Annotated in this window: 17 protein-coding genes and 1 riboswitch; of the genes, 13 read left to right on the plus strand and 4 right to left on the minus strand. The window is 70.8% G+C overall.

Translation table 11 applies throughout. The annotated features are described in order from the left end of the window. Nucleotides 1-114 precede the first annotated feature (114 nt). From AB5G72_RS16830 to AB5G72_RS16840, 3 genes are all read left to right on the plus strand, one after another. Nucleotides 115-939 (plus strand): acyl-CoA thioesterase, encoded by an 825-nt coding sequence (locus AB5G72_RS16830; protein WP_440220482.1) that lies wholly within the window; start codon nt 115-117, stop codon nt 937-939. Nucleotides 940-984: 45 nt separating this feature from the next. After that, nucleotides 985-2,622, plus strand: a complete 1,638-nt coding sequence (locus AB5G72_RS16835; RefSeq protein ID WP_440220483.1) for an acyl-CoA dehydrogenase family protein — start codon at nt 985-987, stop codon at nt 2,620-2,622. Nucleotides 2,623-2,772: 150 nt separating this feature from the next. After that, nucleotides 2,773-4,140: a cytochrome P450 gene (locus AB5G72_RS16840; protein ID WP_440220484.1), complete on the plus strand. Its 1,368-nt coding sequence runs from the start codon at nt 2,773-2,775 to the stop codon at nt 4,138-4,140. 311 nt (nt 4,141-4,451) lie between these two features. Here AB5G72_RS16840 and AB5G72_RS16845 read toward each other — a convergent pair whose 3' ends face one another. Together AB5G72_RS16845 and AB5G72_RS16850 are read right to left on the minus strand one after the other, a co-directional pair. Next, entirely contained in the window at nt 4,452-6,086 is a 1,635-nt protein-coding gene (locus tag AB5G72_RS16845; RefSeq protein WP_120285489.1) for a long-chain fatty acid--CoA ligase, read from the minus strand. 84 nt (nt 6,087-6,170) lie between these two features. Next, nucleotides 6,171-6,584, minus strand: a complete 414-nt coding sequence (locus AB5G72_RS16850; protein WP_120285726.1) for a carboxymuconolactone decarboxylase family protein — start codon at nt 6,582-6,584, stop codon at nt 6,171-6,173. Nucleotides 6,585-6,724: 140 nt separating this feature from the next. Then, nucleotides 6,725-6,863, plus strand: a riboswitch (cobalamin riboswitch). An 89-nt stretch (nt 6,864-6,952) separates the two neighbouring features. Between AB5G72_RS16850 and AB5G72_RS16855 the strand changes: the two genes are divergently transcribed. From AB5G72_RS16855 to AB5G72_RS16870, 4 genes are read left to right on the plus strand one after another with little or no spacing between them, the layout of a single operon-like run. Beyond that, nucleotides 6,953-7,900 (plus strand): ABC transporter substrate-binding protein, encoded by a 948-nt coding sequence (locus tag AB5G72_RS16855; RefSeq protein ID WP_440220485.1) that lies wholly within the window; start codon nt 6,953-6,955, stop codon nt 7,898-7,900. Then, entirely contained in the window at nt 7,897-8,925 is a 1,029-nt protein-coding gene (locus AB5G72_RS16860) for a FecCD family ABC transporter permease (RefSeq protein ID WP_440220486.1), read from the plus strand. The genes AB5G72_RS16855 and AB5G72_RS16860 overlap by 4 nt, the downstream gene beginning before the upstream one ends. Further along, complete coding sequence (locus AB5G72_RS16865; RefSeq protein WP_440220487.1) at nt 8,922-9,791, plus strand: ABC transporter ATP-binding protein; 870 nt, start codon at nt 8,922-8,924, stop codon at nt 9,789-9,791. The genes AB5G72_RS16860 and AB5G72_RS16865 overlap by 4 nt, the downstream gene beginning before the upstream one ends. Then, entirely contained in the window at nt 9,791-10,612 is an 822-nt protein-coding gene (locus AB5G72_RS16870; protein WP_440220488.1) for an MBL fold metallo-hydrolase, read from the plus strand. The genes AB5G72_RS16865 and AB5G72_RS16870 overlap by 1 nt, the downstream gene beginning before the upstream one ends. Before the next feature lie 67 nt (nt 10,613-10,679). On the opposite strand, the gene AB5G72_RS16875 is transcribed toward AB5G72_RS16870, so the two are convergent. Both AB5G72_RS16875 and AB5G72_RS16880 read right to left on the minus strand, forming a co-directional pair. Further along, complete coding sequence (locus AB5G72_RS16875) at nt 10,680-11,285, minus strand: TetR/AcrR family transcriptional regulator (protein ID WP_120285497.1); 606 nt, start codon at nt 11,283-11,285, stop codon at nt 10,680-10,682. Further along, the gene (locus AB5G72_RS16880; RefSeq protein WP_440220489.1) at nt 11,278-13,656 is read right to left on the minus strand and encodes an MMPL family transporter; all 2,379 of its coding nucleotides are present in this window, start codon (nt 13,654-13,656) and stop codon (nt 11,278-11,280) included. The genes AB5G72_RS16875 and AB5G72_RS16880 overlap by 8 nt, the downstream gene beginning before the upstream one ends. A gap of 234 nt (nt 13,657-13,890) precedes the next feature. Here AB5G72_RS16880 and AB5G72_RS16885 point away from each other — a divergent pair, with 234 nt between their 5' ends. The 6 genes from AB5G72_RS16885 (at nt 13,891) to AB5G72_RS16910 (ending at nt 20,390) form a co-directional block, all read left to right on the plus strand. Next, complete coding sequence (locus AB5G72_RS16885) at nt 13,891-15,285, plus strand: MBL fold metallo-hydrolase (protein ID WP_440220490.1); 1,395 nt, start codon at nt 13,891-13,893, stop codon at nt 15,283-15,285. 119 nt (nt 15,286-15,404) lie between these two features. After that, nucleotides 15,405-16,001, plus strand: a complete 597-nt coding sequence (locus tag AB5G72_RS16890) for a rhodanese-like domain-containing protein (RefSeq protein WP_440220491.1) — start codon at nt 15,405-15,407, stop codon at nt 15,999-16,001. A gap of 42 nt (nt 16,002-16,043) precedes the next feature. Beyond that, nucleotides 16,044-16,925 carry a sulfite exporter TauE/SafE family protein gene (locus AB5G72_RS16895; protein ID WP_440220492.1) on the plus strand — a complete coding sequence of 294 codons (882 nt, stop codon included), beginning with the start codon at nt 16,044-16,046 and terminating at the stop codon, nt 16,923-16,925. Nucleotides 16,926-17,111: 186 nt separating this feature from the next. Continuing rightward, nucleotides 17,112-17,657 carry a DUF421 domain-containing protein gene (locus tag AB5G72_RS16900; protein WP_440220493.1) on the plus strand — a complete coding sequence of 182 codons (546 nt, stop codon included), beginning with the start codon at nt 17,112-17,114 and terminating at the stop codon, nt 17,655-17,657. A gap of 77 nt (nt 17,658-17,734) precedes the next feature. Continuing rightward, complete coding sequence (locus tag AB5G72_RS16905) at nt 17,735-18,622, plus strand: hypothetical protein (protein WP_440220494.1); 888 nt, start codon at nt 17,735-17,737, stop codon at nt 18,620-18,622. Continuing rightward, a complete protein-coding gene (locus AB5G72_RS16910) occupies nt 18,615-20,390 on the plus strand; it encodes a GMC oxidoreductase (RefSeq protein ID WP_440220495.1) in 1,776 nt (591 codons plus the stop codon). Before AB5G72_RS16905 ends, AB5G72_RS16910 begins: the two co-directional genes overlap by 8 nt. Nucleotides 20,391-20,442: the final 52 nt, after the last annotated feature.

Genomic DNA, 20,442 nt, shown 5'->3' on the forward strand with positions numbered 1-20,442 from the left:
GATCCCCGGTGGCGGGCGTTCCTCGTCGTCGTCGCCCCTCTCCTCGGTACGGTGAGCCCGCGCCCATCCTCGCGCCCACCCCCGCGCCCATCCCCTCGCCCCACAGGAGGTCCCGTGACCGGTCAGGACGCCCCCACCCACGTGTTCGACGAGGCCGTCGCGCTGGAACCGATCGGCGAGAACCGCTTCCGCGGCCGCACCCACGCCGCGTGGGCCAACATGGTGGGGCCGTTCGGCGGCATCACCGCGGCCACCATGCTGGGCGCGATCCTGCAGCACCCCGACAAGCACGGCGACCCGCTCGCGCTGACCCTCAACTACGCCGGGCCGGTCGCCGAGGGCGAGTTCCAGATCGAGGCCCGCCCCGCCCGCACCAACCGCTCCAACCAGCACTGGTGGGTGGAGATGCGCCAGGGCGACGAGGTCGTCACCACCGCCACCGCGATCACCGGCCTGCGCCGCGAGACGTGGTCGGAGACCGAGACCGCCCCGCCGGCCGTCCCCGCGCCGGAGGAGCTCACCGCCGCCACGTCGGACCGCGGGGTGCGGTGGGTGGACAACTACGACATGCGGTTCGTCACCGGCGGGTGGGACGACGTGGCCTCCGGTGAGGAGCAACCGGAGTCGACGACGACGATGTGGATCCGCGACGCCCAGCCCCGCGGACTCGACCATCTCGCCCTGACGTCCCTGTGTGATTCGTTCTTCCCGAGGTCGTTCCTCCGGCTCGGTCGGCCGGTCCCGGCGGGGACGGTGACGTTGACGATCCACTTCCTGGCCACCGCCGACGAGATCGCCGCCCAGGGCACGGACTTCCTGCTCGGCAGCGTGCACTCGCACCGGTTCCACGGCAACTACCACGACGAGGCCGCTCGCCTGTGGAGCCGCGACGGCACGCTGCTGGCCACGGGCACGCAGTTGATGTACTTCAAGAGCTGAGTATTTCAAGAACTGAGCACCTCAAGAACTAGAGGGGGAGCACCCATGTCCTCGACCCGACACCGCAGTACCCACGTGGTCCTCAACCAGGCGTCGCCCCGCGTGGACGTGGACGAGTACGCCCTCAACCCGGCACTGCAGGAGGCCGTCGCGGTGTTCTCGCCGCACGCCCGCGTCGAGAGGTTCCACGAGATCGGCCGCCACGTGGGCACCGAGCAGTACCAACACGACGCGGAGCTGGCCAACACCCTCACGCCGGTGCACCGCGCGCACGACCGGTGGGGCAACCGGGTCGACGAGATCGAGTTCCACCCCGCCTACCACCGGATCATGGAGTACTCGGTGTCCCGCGGCCTGCACACCTCGGCGTGGGCCGACCCGGGGCCGGGGGCGAACGTCGAGCGGGCCGTGGGGTTCATGCTGGTGTCGCAGATCGAGGCCGGCCACGGGTGCCCGCTGTCGATGACGCACGCGGTGGTCCCGTCGCTGCGGTTGAGCCCCGAGCTGGCCGCCGAGTGGGAGCCGGCGCTGCTGTCGACGGTGTACGACCCCGAGCTGCGCGACCCCGCCACCAAGTCGGGCGTGCTGTTCGGGATGGCCATGACCGAGAAGCAAGGCGGCTCGGACGTCCGCGCCAACACCACCACCGCCGAGCCCGTCGATGACGGTGACTGCCACGTCCTGCGCGGGCACAAGTGGTTCTGCTCGGCCCCGCAGTCGGACGCGTTCCTCGTCCTGGCGCAGGCGCCGGCCGGCCTGAGCTGCTTCCTCGTCCCGCGGGTCCTGCCCGGCGGCGAGCAGAACCCGTTCCTCGTGCAGCGCCTCAAGGACAAGCTGGGGAACAAGTCCAACGCGTCCTCGGAGGTGGAGTTCGACGGCACGCTCGGCTGGATGGTCGGCGAACCCGGCCGCGGGGTGCGCACGATCATCGAGATGGTCGGCCGGACCCGCCTGGACTGCGTGCTCGGCGCGGCGGCGGGCATGCGCCAGGGCGTGGCCGAGGCGGCGTGGCACGCCCGGCACCGGGCCGCGTTCGGCGCGACGCTGGTGGACCAGCCCGCGATGGCCGCGGTCCTGGCGGACCTGCAGCTCGAGGCGGAGGCCGCGACGTGGACCGCGCTGCGCCTGGCCTCGGCCTACGACGACGACGAGTTCGCCCCCTACCGCCGGCTCGCCACCGCGGTCGCCAAGTACTGGATCTGCAAGCGCGGGCCGAACCACGCCTACGAATCGCTGGAGTGCCTCGGCGGCAACGGGTACACCGAGTCGTTCCCGCTCGCCCGCCGCTACCGGGAGCAGCCGGTCCTCGCGGTGTGGGAGGGCTCGGGCAACGTCATCGCGCTCGACGTGCTGCGCGCGATGGCCCGCGAACCGGAGTCCGTGGCCGCGTTCGACGCCGAACTGGCCGCGCAGCTGGGCGGTCACGAGCTGTACGACCGGCACGTCGAGCGGGTGCGCGCGCTGATCGGCCGCGCGGCCGCCGACCCGGGCGCCGCCCCCGGGATCGCCCGCCGCCTGGTAGAGGCGATGGCGCTGGCCCAGCAGGGCGCGGTCCTGCTGGCCCACGCACCGGCCCCGGTCGCGGAGGCGTTCTGCCTGGCCCGGCTCGGCGACGACCGCTCGGCCGAGTACGGCGCCCTGCCCGACGGCGTGGACATCGACGCACTGGTCGCCCGAGCCTGAGTCGGGGGGCGGCCGGCCGGCGGTGTCACGGCCGGCGGGACTGCCGGCTGGCCGGGCCGGGTGAAAGAAACGACACCGCCGGTTTCGGTAATCGCGTGACAACTAGTGACGGCTGTCACACACTGGGGTCACCCGACAACGAGGTGCCTGATGTCCATCCCTGGTGATCCGCGGGAGAGGGTCTACCGACCCGGCCCGGCCCCACTGCGCTCCAAGCTGCCGATCCTCGGCGGCACGCTCGAATACGTCCACAGCCCGCTGGCGACCATGGCCCGCCGCTATCGCGATCACGGCCCCGTCTCCGACCTGAACTTCCTCGGCGCCACGTGGACCGCCCTGATCGGCCCCGACGCCTGCCAGGCCGCCCTGCAGAACGCGGACAAGGCGTTCGCCAGCGGCCCCGGTTGGGGATACCTGGTGGGGCCGTTCTTCAACCGCGGGCTGATGCTGCTCGACTTCGAGGAGCACCACCACTACCGGCACATCATGCAGGAGGCGTTCACCCGTCCCCGGCTCGAGGGCTACACCCGCAGGCTCGCCCCGCTGGTCGACGAGGGCATCGGCGCCTGGGGCCCGGACCGGGCGTTCCAGATCTATCCCGCGCTCAAGACGCACACCCTCGACCTGGCGACCGAGGTGTTCATGGGTGGCGCCGAATACGCCGCGCCCGGGGAGCTCGACAAGGTCAACACAGCGTTCGTCGACTGCGTCCAGGCCGCGAACGGCTATGTCCGTTCCACCGCGGTGCCGTTCACCAAGTGGGGCCGAGCGGCGCGGGGGCGCCGGCTGCTCGAGGAGTTCCTGCGCCGCCACCTGCCGGCCCGGCGCGCCAACCCGGGAGAGGACCTGTTCTCCGCCCTGTGCCAGGTGGCGGACGCCTCCGACGGGATCGACGACGACGACATCATCAACCAGATGATCTTCCTGCTCATGGCCGCGCACGACACCACCACGAGCACGGTGACGTCGATGGTCTACGAGCTCGGCCGCGACGTCCAGTGGCAGGAGCGGCTCCGTCGACAGTGCCAGGACCTGGGTCCGAACCCCACCATGGCCGAGCTGGAGGAGCTGCCCGATCTGGGGTTGGTGATGAAGGAGTCGCTGCGCCTGCACCCACCGGTGCCGGTGATGGCGCGCAAGACGGTCAAGGACACCGAGATCTTGGGCGTGGAGATCCCGGCCGGACGACTCACCTCGATCATGCCGTTGTACTCGCACCACATGCCCGAGTACTGGACGGACCCGGAGATCTTCGACCCCGAACGCTTCTCCGACGAGCGGCGGGAGGACAAGTCGCACCGCTTCGCGTGGGAGCCGTTCGGCGGCGGGGTGCACAAGTGCCTCGGCATGATCTTCGCCAACCTCGAGTCCAAGCTGGTGCTCAGCGCGCTGCTACGCCATTTCGAGTGGTCGGTCCCGCTGGACTACGTCCCGCCCATGAAGAACGACTCGCTGCCCTACCCCGGGGACGGACTGCCCGTCTCGCTCCGGCCGCTGGCACGCGTCGCCGCGAACTGACCCGCCGCCCGCCCCGGCCTCCGCCGTCCAGAGGATTTCGCCTGTATCGCCCGAGTGGGTCTGAGCGAAATCCTCTGCTCGGCGATGATGCCGCGGCGGCGGGGGGCGGGACGGCCAGCGTGTCGGCCGGCGGGACGGCCAGCGTGGCAGCGGCCAGCGGGACGGCCAGCGTGGCGGCCGGCGTGGCGGCCGGCGGGACGGTTGGCACCGAGCAGCCAGTAGCGCAGAAGCAGGGCCCGGGGGCGGTCATACCGCAATCCCGGGCCCTCCGCTGGCCGACGACGCGTTCCCGCGTTCGACCTTCCGCCTGCCTAGTTCTCCAGGGCGTTGACCACGGTGAGGTCGCCGTCGGAATGCGAGACGCGGATGCGCTTCTTGTCGAGCTTGCCGACCGAGGTCTTGGGGATCTCGTCGACGAACGCGAACTTCTCCGGCACCTGCCACTTGGCCATCCGCTCGGCCAGGTGATCGCGCAACTCCTCGACGCTCGGGTCGGGCACACCGTCCCTGACCACGATCGTGGCCAGCGGCCGCTCGTCCCACTTGGGATCCGGGATGCCGATTACCGCGGCCTCGGCGACGGACGGGTGCTCGAGCAGGTAGTTCTCGACCTCGACCGAGGAGATCCACTCGCCACCGGACTTGATGATGTCCTTGGCGCGGTCGGTGAGCTGGAGGAAGCCCTCCGGCTTGATGTAGCCCACGTCGCCGGTGCGCAGCCAGCCGTCGTCGAACTGATCCGAGTCGTCCACCTTGTAGTAGCTCCCGGTGATCCACGGTCCACGGACCTGCAGCTCGCCGACGGACTCCCCGTCCCAGGGCAGCTCCGTGCCGGCATCGTCAACGATCCGGGCCTCGACGCCGGCGAGCAGCCGCCCCTGGGTGAGACGCAGCTTGAACTGCTCGTCCTCCGGCAGGGACGCCTTCGGCCGGGACAGCGTGCCGATGGGCGAGGTCTCGGTCATGCCCCACGCATGGGTGATATTGATCCCGTACTTGTCCCGGAACTTGCGGATCAGTTCCGCCGGGCAGGAGCTGCCGCCCACGACGACGGAGCGGAAGCTCGACATGTCGATGGGATGGTCGACCGAGTACGCGTCGACCGCCATCCAGATGGTGGGCACGGCGGCCGCGAGGGTCGGGCGCTCACTGGCGATCATCGCCGCGAGCGGCTCCGGCTGCAGGAAACGCTCCGGCATGAGCAACGACGCCCCCACCATGAACGCGGCGTACGGCAGGCCCCACGACATGGCGTGGAACATCGGCACGATCGCCAGCACGTTGTCGTCGACCGAGATATCCATGCCGTCCGACATGCACACCTGCATCGAGTGCAGGTAAATCGAGCGATGCGAGTAGACGACGCCCTTCGGGTCGCCCGTGGTGCCCGAGGTGTAACACATCGCGGCGCCGTCGTTCTCGTCCACCTCCGGCCACTCGAACTCCGTGGGCTGCGCGGCGAGAAGCTCCTCGTAGTCATGCACCCGGATCCCCTCGGGGGCCTCCAGGTTCGCGGCGCCCCCACCGGTGACGAGGACGTGCTCGACCGTTGAGAACCGCGGCAGCAACGGCTGCAGCAGCGGGATCAGGGTCGGGTCGACGATGATGACCTTGTCCTCGGCGTGATTGGCCACGAACTCGAGCTGATCCGGGAACAGGCGGATGTTCAGGGGGTGCAGCACCGCGCCCATCGACGGGATCGCCAGGTACGCCTCCATATGCTCGGAATTGTTCCACTGGAACGTCGCGACCCGCTGGTCACCGTCAACCCCGAGGGAGCGCAGCGCATGGGCCAACTGAGCGGCGCGCTTGCCCAAGTCCCCGAAGGAGATCTTCCGTGGGCCCTGATCGGTCCAGGTGGTGATGACCGCATCGGAGTGGACGGTCGAGCCGAACTGCAGGATCGTGCTGATTTTCAGCTGCTCCGGCATCATCGTGCTGCGCATGGGGGCTCCTTGATCGAGGGGTGGCGTCTGTCACTCTGGGGACGAGACTACCTGCCGTCCACGACCTCCCCAGCCGATGTGCGACTACCCGTCGAGGTCGTCGAAGACGGCCTGGACGGTCCTCATCGCCGAGAGGGCCGCCGGCGCACCGCAGTACCCCGACGCGTGGATGACCGCCTCGGTGATCTCCTCGCGGGTCAACCCGTTGGTCAGCCCGCCGCGCACGTGCCCCGCCAGCTCGGCGTCCGCACGCAGTGCCACGAGCATCCCGATGTTGAGCAGGCTGCGGTCCCGGCGGCCCAGCCCGGGCCGGTTCCAGATGTTGCCCCACACGTTCTCGGTGACCACGTGCTGGATCGCCTCCGACGCCGTCCCGGCAGCCCGGTCCATGGCCCGGTCGACGAAGGCGTCGCTCATCACGTCGCGCCTGGTCGCGAAACCCTGCTCGCGCAGATCCGCGGCCGAAGGCCCCTCGCCTGCAGAACTCGTCGTCGTCATCTCCACGGTCCTCTCCCACTGCCGACAGATCTTGTGTCCATCCTCCTCGGACGAACGCCACCGCCTCCGCGCGCCCTCGGCCCACCTCGGACAGGGGCGGCGCCGGAGGCACGCAGATGGGCGGACGCGGCGGCGGGTGGGATACCCTCGACGGGTCCGGCCACCAGCGTCGGACCCCGCGGCAACTCGGCGGAAGTCGGTGCGAATCCGACGCTGTCCCGCAACTGTGATCCCGTCTCAGGACGGGCGAGCCAGGTCGGCCGGTTCCGCGGCAGCCGTACGTACTGACCTCGGACGAAGGACGGTCGCGTGCAGCGGCCCAGGCCGCGGCCCGAGCTGTTTTCGTCCTCCGAATCACGGAGGATGCCATGCACCATCCACGAGCCCGCCGGGCCCGAGCCCGCTCACTGCTGCTCGCCCCCCTGGCCGCCCTGGCGCTGGTCGCCACCGCGTGCAGCGGCACCGGCGGCGACGAGCCGGCCCCGGCCGACCAGACCTCCGCCGCGGCCGACGAGCCGCAGGCGATCGTCTCGCTGGCCCCCACCACCACCGAGATGCTCTACGCCGTCGGCGCCGGGGACAGCGTCGTGGCGGTCGACGAGCGGTCCGACTTCCCCACCGACGCCCCGGTCACCGACCTGTCCGGGTACACGCCCAACCTCGAGGCGATCCTGGCGTACGCGCCGGACCTCGTCGTGCTCACCGACGACACCGGGGACATCGTGGCCGGCCTCGAACGCTCCGGCGTCGAGGTGCTGCAGCTGCCCGCCGCGCAGACCCTCGACGACACCTACACCCAGCTCGAGCAGGTCGGGGCGGCCACCGGGCACATCGGCGAGGCCGCCGAACTCGTGTCGCGGATGCGTGGCGAGATCGACGAGATCGTCGCCTCGGTGCCGGAGCGCGAGACGCCGCTGACGTACTTCCACGAGCTCGACGACACCTACTACACCGTCACCGACGACACCTACGTCGGCGAGATCTACTCCCTGCTGGGCCTGACCTCGATCGCCACCGGCGACGATCCCTACCCGCAGCTGTCCGAGGAACTCATCCTCGAGGCCGACCCGGACCTGGTGTTTCTCGCCGACGGCCAGTGCTGCGGTGTCACCCCGGAAGTCGTGGCCGAGCGGCCGGGCTGGGACGGACTCACCGCCGTGCGCGAGGGGCGCGTCCACGTGGTCGACGAGGACCTGTCCAGCCGGTGGGGCCCGCGGGTGGTCGACTTCATGCGCGAGGTCGCCGCGATCGTCACCGCGGTGCCCGAGGCCGCGCCGGAGACCGCGGGGAGCCCCGCGAACCAGCCCGCCTCGTGACCCGCCCGTCGCCCCGCCACGCCCTCGTGCTGGGCGGGGCGACGCTGTTGCTGGCCGCGGCGGTCCTGCTCGGCACCCTCATCGGCCCGGCCGGCCTCACCCCGGGCGGCGTGGTGCTCGAGCTGGTGGGCCGGCTGCCGCTGGTCGACATCGACTCCGGGTTCACCGAGCGACAGCAGGTCATCCTCTGGGAGATCCGCATCCCCCGCGTGGTGCTGGGCGCGATCGTCGGCGCGATGCTCGCGATCGCCGGGGCCACCTACCAGGGCGTGTTCCGCAACCCGCTCGCCGACCCGTACCTGCTGGGGGTGTCCAGCGGGGCGGGGCTGGGCGCCACCCTGGCGATCGTCGCGGGCGGCGCGATGGGCTCGGCGATGGTGCCGCCCGCCGCGTTCGCCGGCGGCATGATCGCGGTGCTGGCCACCTACACGCTGGGCCGCAGTGTCGGCGGCGGACGCAGCGAGGTGGTCATCATCCTCGCCGGCGTCGCCGTGGCGGCGTTCGCCAGCGCCATCCAGACGTTCTTCATGCAGCGCCACGACGAGACCCTGCGGCAGGTGTACTCGTGGATGCTCGGCCGCCTCACGACCAGCGGCTGGACCGACGTGCAGACCGTGCTGCCGTACGTGCTCGTGGCGGTGGCCGTGATCGCCCTGTTCCGGCGCACCCTCGACGTGATGGCGGTCGGGGACGCCGAGGCCGCGACGCTCGGGATCGCCCCGGCGCGGGTGCGCCTGGTCCTCGTCAGCGTGGCCACCCTCGGCACGGCGGCGGTGGTGTCCGTGTCGGGCCTGATCGGGTTCGTGGGCATCGTCATCCCGCACGCCGTGCGGATGCTCATCGGGCCCGGGCACCGGCTGCTGCTGCCGGTGTCGCTGCTGGTAGGCGCGGCGTTCCTCATCCTGGCCGACGTGGTCGCCCGCACCGCGATGAGCCCGGCCGAGCTGCCCATCGGCGTGGTCACCGCCGCGATCGGCGCCCCGTTCTTCCTCATCGTCCTGCGCCGCAGCCGGGGGAACATATGACCGCCACACCACCCGCGTCACCCGCGCCGGTCGCCCTGGCCTGCCGCGACCTGCACGTCACCCGGGACCGCACGGCCATCCTCCACGGCGTCGACCTCGCCGTGGACGCCGGCTCGTGGGTGTCCCTGGTGGGCCCCAACGGCTCGGGTAAGACGACCCTGCTGTTCGCGCTCGCCGGGCTCATCCCCGCCGACGGCCACATCGAGGTCGACGGGCTGACCCCGCGCCGCGCGGGTCGCCGCAGGGTGGCACGGACCGTGGCGATGATGCCGCAGCGCCCGGTCGTCCCCGAGGGGGTCACGGCGCGCGAACTCATCGGGCTCGGCCGCACCCCGCACATCGGCCGGTTCGGCACCGAGAGCGCCGACGACCACGAGGTCGTCGACCGCGTCATCGACCGCCTGGACCTGCACGACCTGGCCTCGCGCACCGCCACGACGCTGTCCGGCGGTGAGCTGCAGCGGGTGGTGTTGGGCCGCTCGCTGGCCCAGGAACCGCGGGTACTGCTGCTCGACGAGCCCACCAGCGCGCTGGACATCGGCCACCAGCAGCAGGTGCTCGACCTGGTGGACTCCATGCGCCGCGAGACCGGCCTGACCGTCGTGGCGGCGATGCACGACCTCACCTCGGCCGCCCACTACGGGCAGCGGCTGGTGCTGCTCGACCGGGGCCGCGTGGTGGCCGACGGCCGGCCCGAGGAGGTCCTCACCGTCGAGCGGGTGGCGCAGGTCTACGACGCGCGGGTGGAGGTCCTCGACCGCCGCGACGGCCGCGCCGTGTTGCCGCTGCGCGAGGCGGGGCCGGACCCCGCGCCCGGGTCGGCGCCGGGGGCGGCGCCCGGGTCGGCGCCGGGGACGGGCGCCTGATGGAGGTCGTCCTGCTGGGGACCGGCGCCGCGGACGGCTGGCCCAACCCGTTCTGTCGGTGCCCGTCGTGCGAGGAGGCACGCCGGCTCGGCGTGGTGCGCGGCCAGACCTCCGCGCTTGTCGACGACGAGCTGCTGATCGACTGCGGACCGGAGGCACCCGGCTCGGCCGTGCGGCTCGGACGGTCTCTGGCGGGGGTGCGACATCTGCTCGTCACGCACGCCCACGCCGACCATCTCGGACCCCAGGTCCTGCTCTTCCGCTCGTGGGTCCCCGACGCCGGCGAACTGGAGGTGGTCGGCCCCGCGGACGCGCTCGACGCGTGTCGGCCCTGGGTGGGCCCCGACGACCCGGTGCGCTTCGTCCCCGTCGCCGCCGGGGACCGGCTCAGGGTCGGCGAATACGAGGTGCGCGTGCTGCCCGCCCGGCACCGCGTGTTCCGCGACGGCGACGCGGTGCTCTACGACGTGACAGGGCCCGGCGGCGCCCGCCTGCTGTGGGCGAGCGACACCGGGCCGTGGGACGACGAGTGGTTCACCGCGGTGCGCGGCGCCCGCTACGACGCGGTCTTCCTCGAGGAGACGCTGGGCGACCGCGAGGAGATCTCCCCCGCCCACCTGGGCCTGAACCGGTTCGGGGCGATGCTCCGGCGACTCCGCGACGTCAGGGCGGTCGACGAGCGGACCGACGTGGTGGCCGTGCACCTGGGCCACCACAACCCGCCGCCCGACGAGCTGGCCCCGCGCCTGCGGGAGCACGGCGCGCGGGCCGGCGTCGACGGCGAGGTCGTCCGCTGCGGGGAGGCTCCCCGGCTGTACTGACCCGGTCGCGCCAGCCCGGTCGCGCTGTTCGGTCGTGCTGTTCGGTCGCGCTGTTCGGTCGTGCTGCTCAGTCGCGCTCGAGGAACCTCGCGGCGCCGTGCTGGAGGAGATCGAACGCGTCGTCCAGGTAGGACTCGGCGGAGTCGGCGGGCCCGGCCCCACCCGGTCGGTGCCTGAGCACCGACGCCCCGGCGGCGAGGCTCAGGTCGACCATGACGCGTACCCGGAACCGGTTGAGCTGCGGTGCGCGGCGGCCGACCGCCTCGTAGAGCGGATCCAGGATGTTCTCGGCGATGCTGGTCCGGGCGTCCGGGCCCAGCATGAGGCCGATCTGCTCCCCGGCCACCAGCAGGTTCTCGGCGGCGTCGATGTCGTCCGCCGAGCGCCCGTAGAGCTCGTGGAAGGTCGAGCGCAGGACATCCAGTGGCGACAGGTCTGCCGGCGCCTGCTCCACCTGCCGCACCCATTCGGCGATCTGTTCGCGCAGGAAGTGCACGAACGCGTCCTCGCGGTGGGCGAAGTAGTTGTGGAACGTCCGGGTCGAGACACCCGCCCTCCCGGCGATGGCCGAGACCGTCGCCCGCTCCGCCCCCTCGGCGACCAGCAGTTCCACTGCGGCCGCCGAGAGGCGGGTGCGGGTGTCGGCCTTCTTGCGCTCACGCAGGCTAGGCATCGACGCGGGCTTTCTCACCACCGTCGGCGGATGCCACAGCGGAGCTCTCCTGCTGCCCGGTCTCCAGGGCGGAGCCCTCCACGTCGACGGTGGGGAGGATCTTGTCCAACCACCGCGGCAGGCCCCAGGCGCGCTCGCCGAGGAGGAACATCACCGCGGGGATGATCGTCATGCGGACGATGAAGGCGTCGAACAGCACGGCGACCGCCAGGGCGAAGCCCATCACCTTGATGAACTGCTCGTCGATCAACATGAACGCGGCGAAGACGCTGATCATGATCAGGGCCGCCGCGGTGACCACGCGGGCGCCGTGCTTGAAGCCGTTGGCGACCGCGTTGTGGGCGGTCTTGCCGTGGACCCAGCCCTCGCGCATACGCGAGACCAGGAAGACCTGGTAGTCCATGGCGAGCCCGAACACGATGCCGATGAGCATGATGGGCAGGAAGCTGATGACCGGCTGCGGATCGGAGATGATGCCCAGCCAACCCTCCTGCCAGATCGCGACGGTGATGCCGAAGGTCGCCGCGACCGAGAGACCGAAGCCCAGGGCGGCGATCAGCGGCACCCAGATCGACCGGAACACCAACATGAGCAGCACGAACGCGAGCGCGAGGACGATGCCGACATACGGCAGCAGCACCTCGGTCAGACGCTCGGAGATGTCCTCGTAGATCGGGGTGACGCCGGTGACGGAGTATGTCCCCCCGGTCTCCTGCTCGAAGCCCTCGGCTCCGGACCGGATCTCCTCGAGGACGCTCGCGGCGCGCTCGTCGGTGGCACCGTACTCGGGGGTGATGAGCACCTGGGCGGCGTCACCGGCCTCGTTGGTTTCGATGATCTGCGCGTTCTCCACCCCGTCGAACGCCTGGATCTGATCCACCGCGGCGGCCCACGCCGCCGGACGCTCCTCCTCCGGTACCTGCAGGGTGTCGACGAGCGCGATCATCGGGGCGTTGCGGCCCGGGCCGAACGCTTCCTCCGTCATGTCGTACGCCATACGGTTCGGGGTGTCCGGGGCCATCGTGCCGTCGGACGGCATGGCCAGCCGCAGCTGCGCGGCCGGGATGGCCAGCAGGAGGAGCAGCAGGACACCGGCGCCCGCGAAGAGCACGGGACGGGCACGGATCCGGCGGACCCACGCCAGGCCCATCGTCGGCTTCTCGTCCTCCGGGTCGGGCGCCTTGACGCCCTTGATGCGGGCGGCGAAGAGCTTGGTGCCGACCGCGCCGAGGATGGCCGGCAGCAGCGTGATCGCGACCAGTACGGCGATCGCCACCGTCGCGGCGGCGGACAGCGCCATCGCGGTGAGGAACGGGATGTTGATGATCGACAGCGCCGCGAGGGCGATGAGCACGGTCAGTCCTGCGAAGACGACCGCGGATCCGGCCTTGCCGACCGCGAGCCCGGCGAGGTGTGCACGCTTGTGGGCGTCGATCGCCTTGAGTTTCTCCGCGAGTTCGGCGGGCTCGAGATCGTTGCCGCCGATGTGTTTGACCAGCTCGGTGCGGAAGCGCGACACGATGAACAGCGCGTAGTCGATACCCACGGCCAGGCCGATCATGGACGCCAGGGTCGGCGTCATGGTGTTGATCGTGTCGGTGAAGGCGGTGGCGGCGAAGATTCCGCCGATGCCGATCCCGACGCCGATGACGCCCGTGAGCAACGGCATGCCGGCGGCGATGAGCGAGCCGAAGGTGACCAGGAGGATCACGGCGGCGACCGCGATGCCGATGATCTCGCCGACGGCGCTGATCTCGGACATCTGGAACGCGTTGCCGGAGTACGCGATCGTCAGGTCGCCCTCGTGCTCGGCGACGACCTCGGCGAAGGCCTCGCGGTCCTCGGCCTGCACGTCCATCGTGCTCTCGGCGTCGAACCGCACCTCGACCGTGCCGGTGCTCTCGTCCGGGCTGAGCGGGCTCAACGCGGCGATATCGGCCGCGATCTGCTCCTCGGCGATGCCCTGCTCGGCCTTGGCCGCGGTCAACTGCTCCGACAGCCCCTCGGCCGCGATCACCGGGCTGACCAGCGCGTCGGTCCCGGCGAGAAAGTCCAGGCCCTGCAGATCGGCGAGGAAGGCATCGACGTCCTCGGAGACCGCCGGGTCGGTGAGGGCGCTGCCCTCGGGCGCCCCGATGACGACGGTCCCCGTCGGGGCGTCGAGCTGGCTGCCCGCGCCGGCGAACCTCTCCTGCATCTCCTCCTGGGTCTCGATGGACTCCAGTCCCGGGATCGAGAAGGTGGTGCTGGTCTGCTGCGTCAGCGTGGCGGCGGCCGTGCCGACACCGACGATCAACAGCATCCAGGCTGCGATGAACCGCCATCTGAACAGATAGGCGGACCGCCCGATGCGGTAGAGGAATGACGCCATGCGCTGGCTCCTGGTGCGTAGGTGCATTTCGCGAACCCTCGCAGTTTTGCACGGCATCTGCACGATTGCACAGCTCGTGAAATCTTTTGTGGCGCAGGACACCCCCGGACGCCACGCGCGGCGGCGGAGCCGCCACAACGTCATACCCCCCAGGGTGTCTTGTACATACCCCCCGGGGTATGTACTGTCGTGGCACACCCCGAAACAGGGAACCCGATCGACAAGGAGAGCAGCATGCTTCTCGAGCGCATCTACGACGAGGACCTCGCCCAGGCCGGCTACTTCATCGGCTGCCAGGCCAAGAACGAGGCGATGGTGGTGGACGCCCGCCGCGACGTCCGCGAGTACCTGGACCTGGCCGCGCGCCACGGCATGACGATCACAGGCGTCACCGAGACCCACATCCACGCCGACTACCTGTCCGGCACCCGCGAACTCGCGGAGGCCACCGGGGCGACCATGTACGTCTCCGGCGAGGGCGGCGACGATTGGCAGTACGGGTTCGAAGCGGAGCGCCTGCACCACGGTGACCAGCTCACGCTGGGCAACATCACCGTCGAGGCCGTGCACACCCCGGGCCACACCCCGGAGCACCTGTCGTTCCTCATCACCGACGGCGCCTTCGCGGACAGCCCCGGATACATGCTGACCGGCGACTTCGTCTTCTCCGGAGACCTCGGCCGACCGGATCTGCTCGACGAGGCCGCGGGTGGGGTCGACACCCGCTTCGAGGGCGCCAAGCAGATCTTCCGCAGCCTGAAGGACTCCTTCGTCACCCTGCCGGACCACGTCCAGGTCTTCCCCGGCCACGGTTCGGGCAGCGCCTGTGGCAAGGCCCTCGGCGCGCTGCCGTCGACCAGCGTCGGCTACGAGCGCCGCTTCGCATGGTGGGCCGGGTACGTCGAGCGTGACGACGAGCAGGGCTTCATCGACGAGATGCTCGACGGGCAGCCGGACGCGCACGCCTACTTCGGCCGCATGAAGCAGCAGAACAAGGAGGGCCCGGCGGTGCTGGGCGCACTGGCACCGCTCCGCGAGTTCGGCACCACCGAGCTGGCCGACGCCCTCGAAGCGAACGAGGTCGTCGTCGTCGACACCCGAGGCCAGGACGAGGTCCACGCCGGCACCGTCCCCGGGGCGCTCAACATCCCCGGCGTCGACAAGGCGGCATCCTTCGGCGCCTGGGTCTACGACCCCGAGAAGGAGGACACGCCCCTGGTGGTCCTGGCCGAGGACGTCGAGATGGCCGAGGCGCTGCGCGATCACCTGCTGCGCGTCGGAATCGACACGGTCACCGGCTACACGACCACCTTCGAGGGGCTGCCGATGACGACCCCCGAGATGATCGGGCCGGACGAGCTCGCCTCGTTCGACGCCGCGATGGTGCTCGACGTGCGCAACAAGACCGAGCACTCCGAGGGCCACATCCCGGGCTCCGAGCAGCTCAGCGGCGGCCGGGCGCTGTGGAACCTCGACCGGCTCCCCACCGAAGGACCGATCGTGACCTACTGCCAGAGCGGCGTCCGCAACTCGGTCGCGGCCAGCGCCCTGCGTCGCGCCGGCTACCGCGTGGTCGAGCTCGAGGGCAGCTACGCCGCCTGGTCCGAGCGCAACCTCGCGACCGTCTGACCGGTCGCGCCCACACCCGGGGGCCGGACACCCGTCCGGCCCCCGGGCCCGGTGGCGCCCGGCGCCACCACCCCGACACCCCCACACACCCCGAACAGTCAAAGGACATCGCTTCACCCATGCTCTCCACGCTGACGAACGCCCCGATCATCGCCCCCGCCGACCTGCGGGAGGCGATGGACTCGGACACCCCGCCCACCGTCATCGACGTGCGCTCCGGAGCCGAGTTCTCCTCGGTGCACATCCGCGGCTCCTACAACGTGCCGCTGCCCCTGCTCGCCGAGCACGGTGAGGAGTTCGCCACCCGCCTGCCCGGCCAGGTCGTCCTCATCTGCCAGTCCGGCAACCGGGCCCGCCAGGCGAACGAGCGGCTCGAGTCCGTGGGCGTCGACCCCGACTCGGTGACCGTGCTCGACGGCGGCATCGCCGGCTACGAGGCCGCCGGCGGCGAGGTGATCCGCGGTAAGGGCGCCTGGGCGATGGACCGGCAGGTCCGCATGGTCGCCGGCTCGCTCGTCCTGGCCGGCGTCACCGCCTCCAAGGTCGTCTCCCCCAAGTTCGCCTACCTCGCCGGCGCCATCGGAGCCGGGCTGACCTACTCCGCGGCGAGCAACTCCTGCGCCATGGCCGCGGGCCTGTCGAAGATGCCGTGGAACCGTTCGGCCGACGAGCCGGGCCTCGGCGCCGTCCTGGACTCGCTGCCCGCCCGCTCCTGACCGATCCCACCCCGGCGCCCCCGCCGGAGAAAGGCACCTGACATGGAGATCACCACGATCATCGTCGTGGCCCTGGCCGTCCTGGTCGGACTGTCCCTGGGCCTGCTCGGCGGGGGCGGATCCATCCTGGTCGTCCCACTGCTCACCTACATCGGTGGGCTCGACCCCAAGGAGGCGATCGCGACCTCCCTGTTCGTCGTGGGCGCCACCTCACTGGTCAGCCTCGTCGGCCACGCCCGCAAGGGCAACGTCCAGTGGCGTACTGGACTGATCTTCGGCGCCGCCGGCATGGTGGGCGCGTTCCTCGGCGGACTGGCCGGCGGTTACATCCCCGGCACCGTCCTCATGGTCGCCTTCGCGATCATGATGATCGCCACCGCCGGCGCCATGATCAAGGGACGCAAGGACTGCGACGGGCAGAGCAACGATCACCACCACCCGCTGTGGCGGATCCTGCTCGACGGCCTCGTCGTGGGCGCCGCGACCGGTCTGGTCGGCGCGGGCGGCGGCTTCCTCGTCGTCCCGGCCCTCGTCCTCCTGGCGGGCCTGCCGATGACCGCCGCCGTGGGCACCTCGCTGCTGGTCATCGCCATGAAGTCCTTCGCCGGGCTCGGTGGCTACCTCACCTCGGTGTCCCTGGACTGGCCGCTCGTCGCCGCGGTCACCGCCGCCGCCATCGCCGGCTCGTTCGTCGGCATCCGCCTCACCTCCGTGGTCCCCGAGAAGGCGCTGCGCAAGGGCTTCGGGTTCTTCGTCCTGATCATGGGCGCCTTCGTCCTGTCCCAGGAGCTACCCTTCCCCGCCGCGCCGATCATCGGCGGCATCGTCGTGGTCCTGGCAGCCGCCGCCGCGATCTGCGCGTTCGGGTTCAGGGAACGCTGCCCCCTCCGGTCCCCGCAACCGGCCGCCGCCAGCGTGGCCTGACACCGGCCCGGCCCCGCGCCGGAAGACGATCCTCCCCGACCGCACGGCCCCCGGCCGTGCGGTCGCGGTCGTTGCCCGTGCCGGCGCGGCGGTCGGCCGTGCGGTCGCGGTCGTTGGCTGTGCCGGCGCGGCGGTCGGCCGAGGCGCCGGTTGCCCTCCCACCGCGCCTCGCGCACGATGCGCGGCATGGATTCCACACTGCTCTGGGACGGTTGGGAACCGATCGTCCACTCCGTCGTCATGGTCGTCTGCGGCTTCGTCGCCCTCGTCCTGATGCTCCGCGTGTCCGGCCCCCGCACGATGGCCAAGATGACCCCCCTCGACTTCATCGTCGCCGTCACCATCGGGTCGGCGTTCGGCCGCACCCTCACCGCCACCTCGGTCCCCCTGGCCCAGACGGTCCTCGTCCTGGCGCTCCTCGTGGGGCTCCAGTGGCTCTTCGCCGCCGCCCGCGCCAGGTCGTCACGGGTGCGTACCCTTCTCGACCACCCGCCTGTCCTCCTCTACTACCAGGGCCAGATGCAGCACCGGGCGCTCCGACGTCACAAGCTGCTCGAGGAGGACGTCCACACCGCCGCGCGCCAGTCCGGGAAGGGTTCACTCGCGAATGTCGCGGCCGTGATCCTCCAGCAGGACGGCAGCCTGGGCGCGATCGGCGACGCGGACCTCGGTGACGCCTCCAGCCTGCTCCCCTACACCGGTCGACCTGACAAGCGACATACAGACACATAAGAGAAATCTGTCAAACCGGTCGCGTGATGTCCATCACATGGCTAACGTTTGGCCCCCGGATACCCGAGGGGGCACAGATGGACCAGTTCAACCGGCGGAGATTCCTCGCCAGGGCATCGATGTTCGGGGCGTTCGTCAGCGCCGGAATCGCCCTACCCGGGGTGGTACCCCCGTCATCGGGCCTGGGCGGCACGGCGAACGCGCAGACCGGGAGCAACGCCTTCGACGCGGTCGAGGCGTTCTCCCTCGACACCATGCGCGGACTGTGCGTCATGGTCATGCCCGGCCCGGACGACTGGTCACGGCAGCAGGGCACGCCGCGGACGGATCCCGGCCCCATCGAGGTCGGTGGCGGCGAGTTCATGAAGGACCTGTTCGACAACTACCTCGGTATGGGCGACCAACTCGCCCGGCCCCTGGCGCTCGGGATCGCCCAGGCACTGTCCGACCTGGGGATCCAGACCGGCCCCTTCCTCGGGCTGAGCGAACCCGACGGGCGGCGCATCGACCAGGTCCTGGGCTACGTCTACAGCGACCGGGTGCTCCCGCTGAGCCTCCCCGTGGCGCTCCTGCTCAACACCGGCGCGCTACTCGCCGCCCCGCCCGCGATCGCCGGTCCGCTGGGGTCGCCGTTCTCCCGGCTGTCGATCGGAGACAAGCTGCGGGTCCTGGAGGGGATCGAGGGGTCCGTTCCGCAGCTGGTCTCGATCATCGACGGCGCGCTCCCGGTCCCGCTGCGCGGCACCGCGTCCGGGTTCCTGAAGTTCGCCGGCGGCATCCTCCTCGAGGGAACGGCCTTCGGCGTGTACTCCGAACAGCACAACTACAACCCCGTGACCAGGACCGTCGAGCCACGGCCGGTCCCGTGGGACCTCACCGGATATCGACCGGACGGCCTCGTGGACGGCCACCCGGAGCTCCTCGGCTACTACCAGAATCGGACGGAGGTGCCGGCGGATGCGTGATGTCATCGTCATCGGCGCGGGAGGAGGCGGCCCGGTGGTCGCCGCGGAACTGGCGGGACGCGGACTGGACGTGCTCGTCCTGGAGGGCGGCCCACGCCAGGCCGACCCGTCCACCGAGTGGTCGCACGCGGAGAACGACGCCAACAACCCCAACAACGGGTTCCTGCGTTTCGGCCCGGAGGACCGGTCCAAGCCGGCGTGGTTCCGGGAATGGACCACCAACATGTTCGTCTGGCAGCTGTCCGGCGTCGGCGGGACCACCCAGCACTACTACGGCAACAGCCCGCGCCCCATGCCCGGCGTCTTCCGCGGCTACACGGGAGCGGACGCCGCGGAGTACGACACCGGTCACCTATTCCCGTTCACCTACGACGAGCTCGTCCCGTACCTCGAATGGGTCGAGGCGACGCTGCCCATCGAGACCGCCGCGATGGGGACCAAGGAGGCGCTGACCTTCCGGGGCTGCGAGAACTACGGCCTTCCCCTGCAGACATCCAGGAACATCACCCGCAACGCCTACCGACCGCAGCAGAACGCGATCCTCCAGCCCGGCGGCAACGCCGGCCGGACGGACGACCCCAATCTGCTCACCTACCCGCAGTCGACCGGCTGCACCTTCTGCGGCCACTGCTTCCAGGGGTGCTACATGCCCCGGCAGGCCCCGCGGAACCAGTTCGCCAAACGCTCGACCGACAACAGCTACGTCCCGCTCGGCCTGTCCGCCGACGCCGTCCGCCCCGGTGGCCGCGCCTTCGAGCTGCTCGCCAACAGCTTCGTCCAGTCGATCCGCCATGAGCAGGAGGGTGCACACACTGTCGCCCGGGGCGTGACGTGGCGTGACAACGCCACCGGGGAGATCTTCTCCGAGGACGCCCGGGTGGTGGTGCTCGCCGGTGGCGCCACCGAGAGCCCCCGACTGTGGTTCAACAGCGGACTCCCCAATCCCAACGACTGGGTGGGACGGGGGCACACCGACCACTTCTTCGACTGGGTGGTGGGCAGCTTCGACGAGTACACGGGGAACTCCAAGGGCGCCAACTCCTCGGCGCGGATGGACTTCCCCGGACGCGGCGGGATCGAGAACGTCGGACTGGGTCCGGCGATCCAGGCCTTCTCCCTCTCACTGTCCGATTCGGGCGCCCGCGGGTACTACGACAACGGTCGCGGTTTCACCGGGCCCTGGGACGGGCCGGCGGGTCGCCTGGTGGGCAACGAACTCAAGGACCTGATGATGGGCGGGATCGACAACCTGCTCAACTTCCTCGTGATCACCGACGACCACGTGGAACCGGGCAACCGCGTCACCCCGTCCCTGTTCCCCGCCGACGAGAACGGCGCACCCGCCAAGATCGATGTCTCGCTGCGCCGACGCACGCCACGGACCCTCGAGAACCGGGAGTTCATGGTCCGCCGCGCGGCCGAGATCATGCGCGCGGCCGGGGCGAAGAAGGTCTATCGGATGGACTGGGCTCCCCTGCTGCTGCACGTGCACTCGTCGATGCGGATGGGTGAGTCCGACCAGAACTCGGTGCTCGACGCCAACGCGGAGGCCAGGTGGGTCAAGCGGCTGTTCATCGCCGACAATTCGGCGCTGGCCAACTCGCTCGGCGGACCCAACCCCACGCTGACGACCCAGGCGCTCGCGACCCGCACCGCGGAGAAGATCTTCCAGATGTACTTCGACGGGGACCCGTGGGTGGACAAGGAGGCGCCGGTGGTGAGCACCGACCCCCGTATCTCTGCTCGCCTGCAGCAACTCGGACTGTAGGGCGGCCCTCGATCGCCGTACCGACGGGTGGACGCCGTGATAATTTCTGCTT

The organism is Dietzia sp. MNB45 (assembly GCF_051994785.1).
In the GTDB taxonomy this organism is placed as follows: domain Bacteria; phylum Actinomycetota; class Actinomycetes; order Mycobacteriales; family Mycobacteriaceae; genus Dietzia; species Dietzia kunjamensis.

What these genes read in the sequence shown, in the direction of transcription:
- AB5G72_RS16895 (WP_440220492.1), top strand. Translation starts at nt 16,044, where the DNA reads ATGGAGATCACCACGATCATCGTCGTGGCCCTGGCCGTCCTGGTCGGA.
- AB5G72_RS16865 (WP_440220487.1), top strand. Translation starts at nt 8,922, where the DNA reads ATGACCGCCACACCACCCGCGTCACCCGCGCCGGTCGCCCTGGCCTGC.
- AB5G72_RS16855 (WP_440220485.1), top strand. Translation starts at nt 6,953, where the DNA reads ATGCACCATCCACGAGCCCGCCGGGCCCGAGCCCGCTCACTGCTGCTC.
- AB5G72_RS16880 (WP_440220489.1), bottom strand. Translation starts at nt 13,656, where the DNA reads ATGGCGTCATTCCTCTACCGCATCGGGCGGTCCGCCTATCTGTTCAGA.
- AB5G72_RS16850 (WP_120285726.1), bottom strand. Translation starts at nt 6,584, where the DNA reads ATGACGACGACGAGTTCTGCAGGCGAGGGGCCTTCGGCCGCGGATCTG.
- AB5G72_RS16890 (WP_440220491.1), top strand. Translation starts at nt 15,405, where the DNA reads ATGCTCTCCACGCTGACGAACGCCCCGATCATCGCCCCCGCCGACCTG.
- AB5G72_RS16870 (WP_440220488.1), top strand. Translation starts at nt 9,791, where the DNA reads ATGGAGGTCGTCCTGCTGGGGACCGGCGCCGCGGACGGCTGGCCCAAC.
- AB5G72_RS16910 (WP_440220495.1), top strand. Translation starts at nt 18,615, where the DNA reads ATGCGTGATGTCATCGTCATCGGCGCGGGAGGAGGCGGCCCGGTGGTC.
- AB5G72_RS16840 (WP_440220484.1), top strand. Translation starts at nt 2,773, where the DNA reads ATGTCCATCCCTGGTGATCCGCGGGAGAGGGTCTACCGACCCGGCCCG.
- AB5G72_RS16875 (WP_120285497.1), bottom strand. Translation starts at nt 11,285, where the DNA reads ATGCCTAGCCTGCGTGAGCGCAAGAAGGCCGACACCCGCACCCGCCTC.
- AB5G72_RS16885 (WP_440220490.1), top strand. Translation starts at nt 13,891, where the DNA reads ATGCTTCTCGAGCGCATCTACGACGAGGACCTCGCCCAGGCCGGCTAC.
- AB5G72_RS16835 (WP_440220483.1), top strand. Translation starts at nt 985, where the DNA reads ATGTCCTCGACCCGACACCGCAGTACCCACGTGGTCCTCAACCAGGCG.
- AB5G72_RS16845 (WP_120285489.1), bottom strand. Translation starts at nt 6,086, where the DNA reads ATGCGCAGCACGATGATGCCGGAGCAGCTGAAAATCAGCACGATCCTG.
- AB5G72_RS16900 (WP_440220493.1), top strand. Translation starts at nt 17,112, where the DNA reads ATGGATTCCACACTGCTCTGGGACGGTTGGGAACCGATCGTCCACTCC.
- AB5G72_RS16905 (WP_440220494.1), top strand. Translation starts at nt 17,735, where the DNA reads ATGGACCAGTTCAACCGGCGGAGATTCCTCGCCAGGGCATCGATGTTC.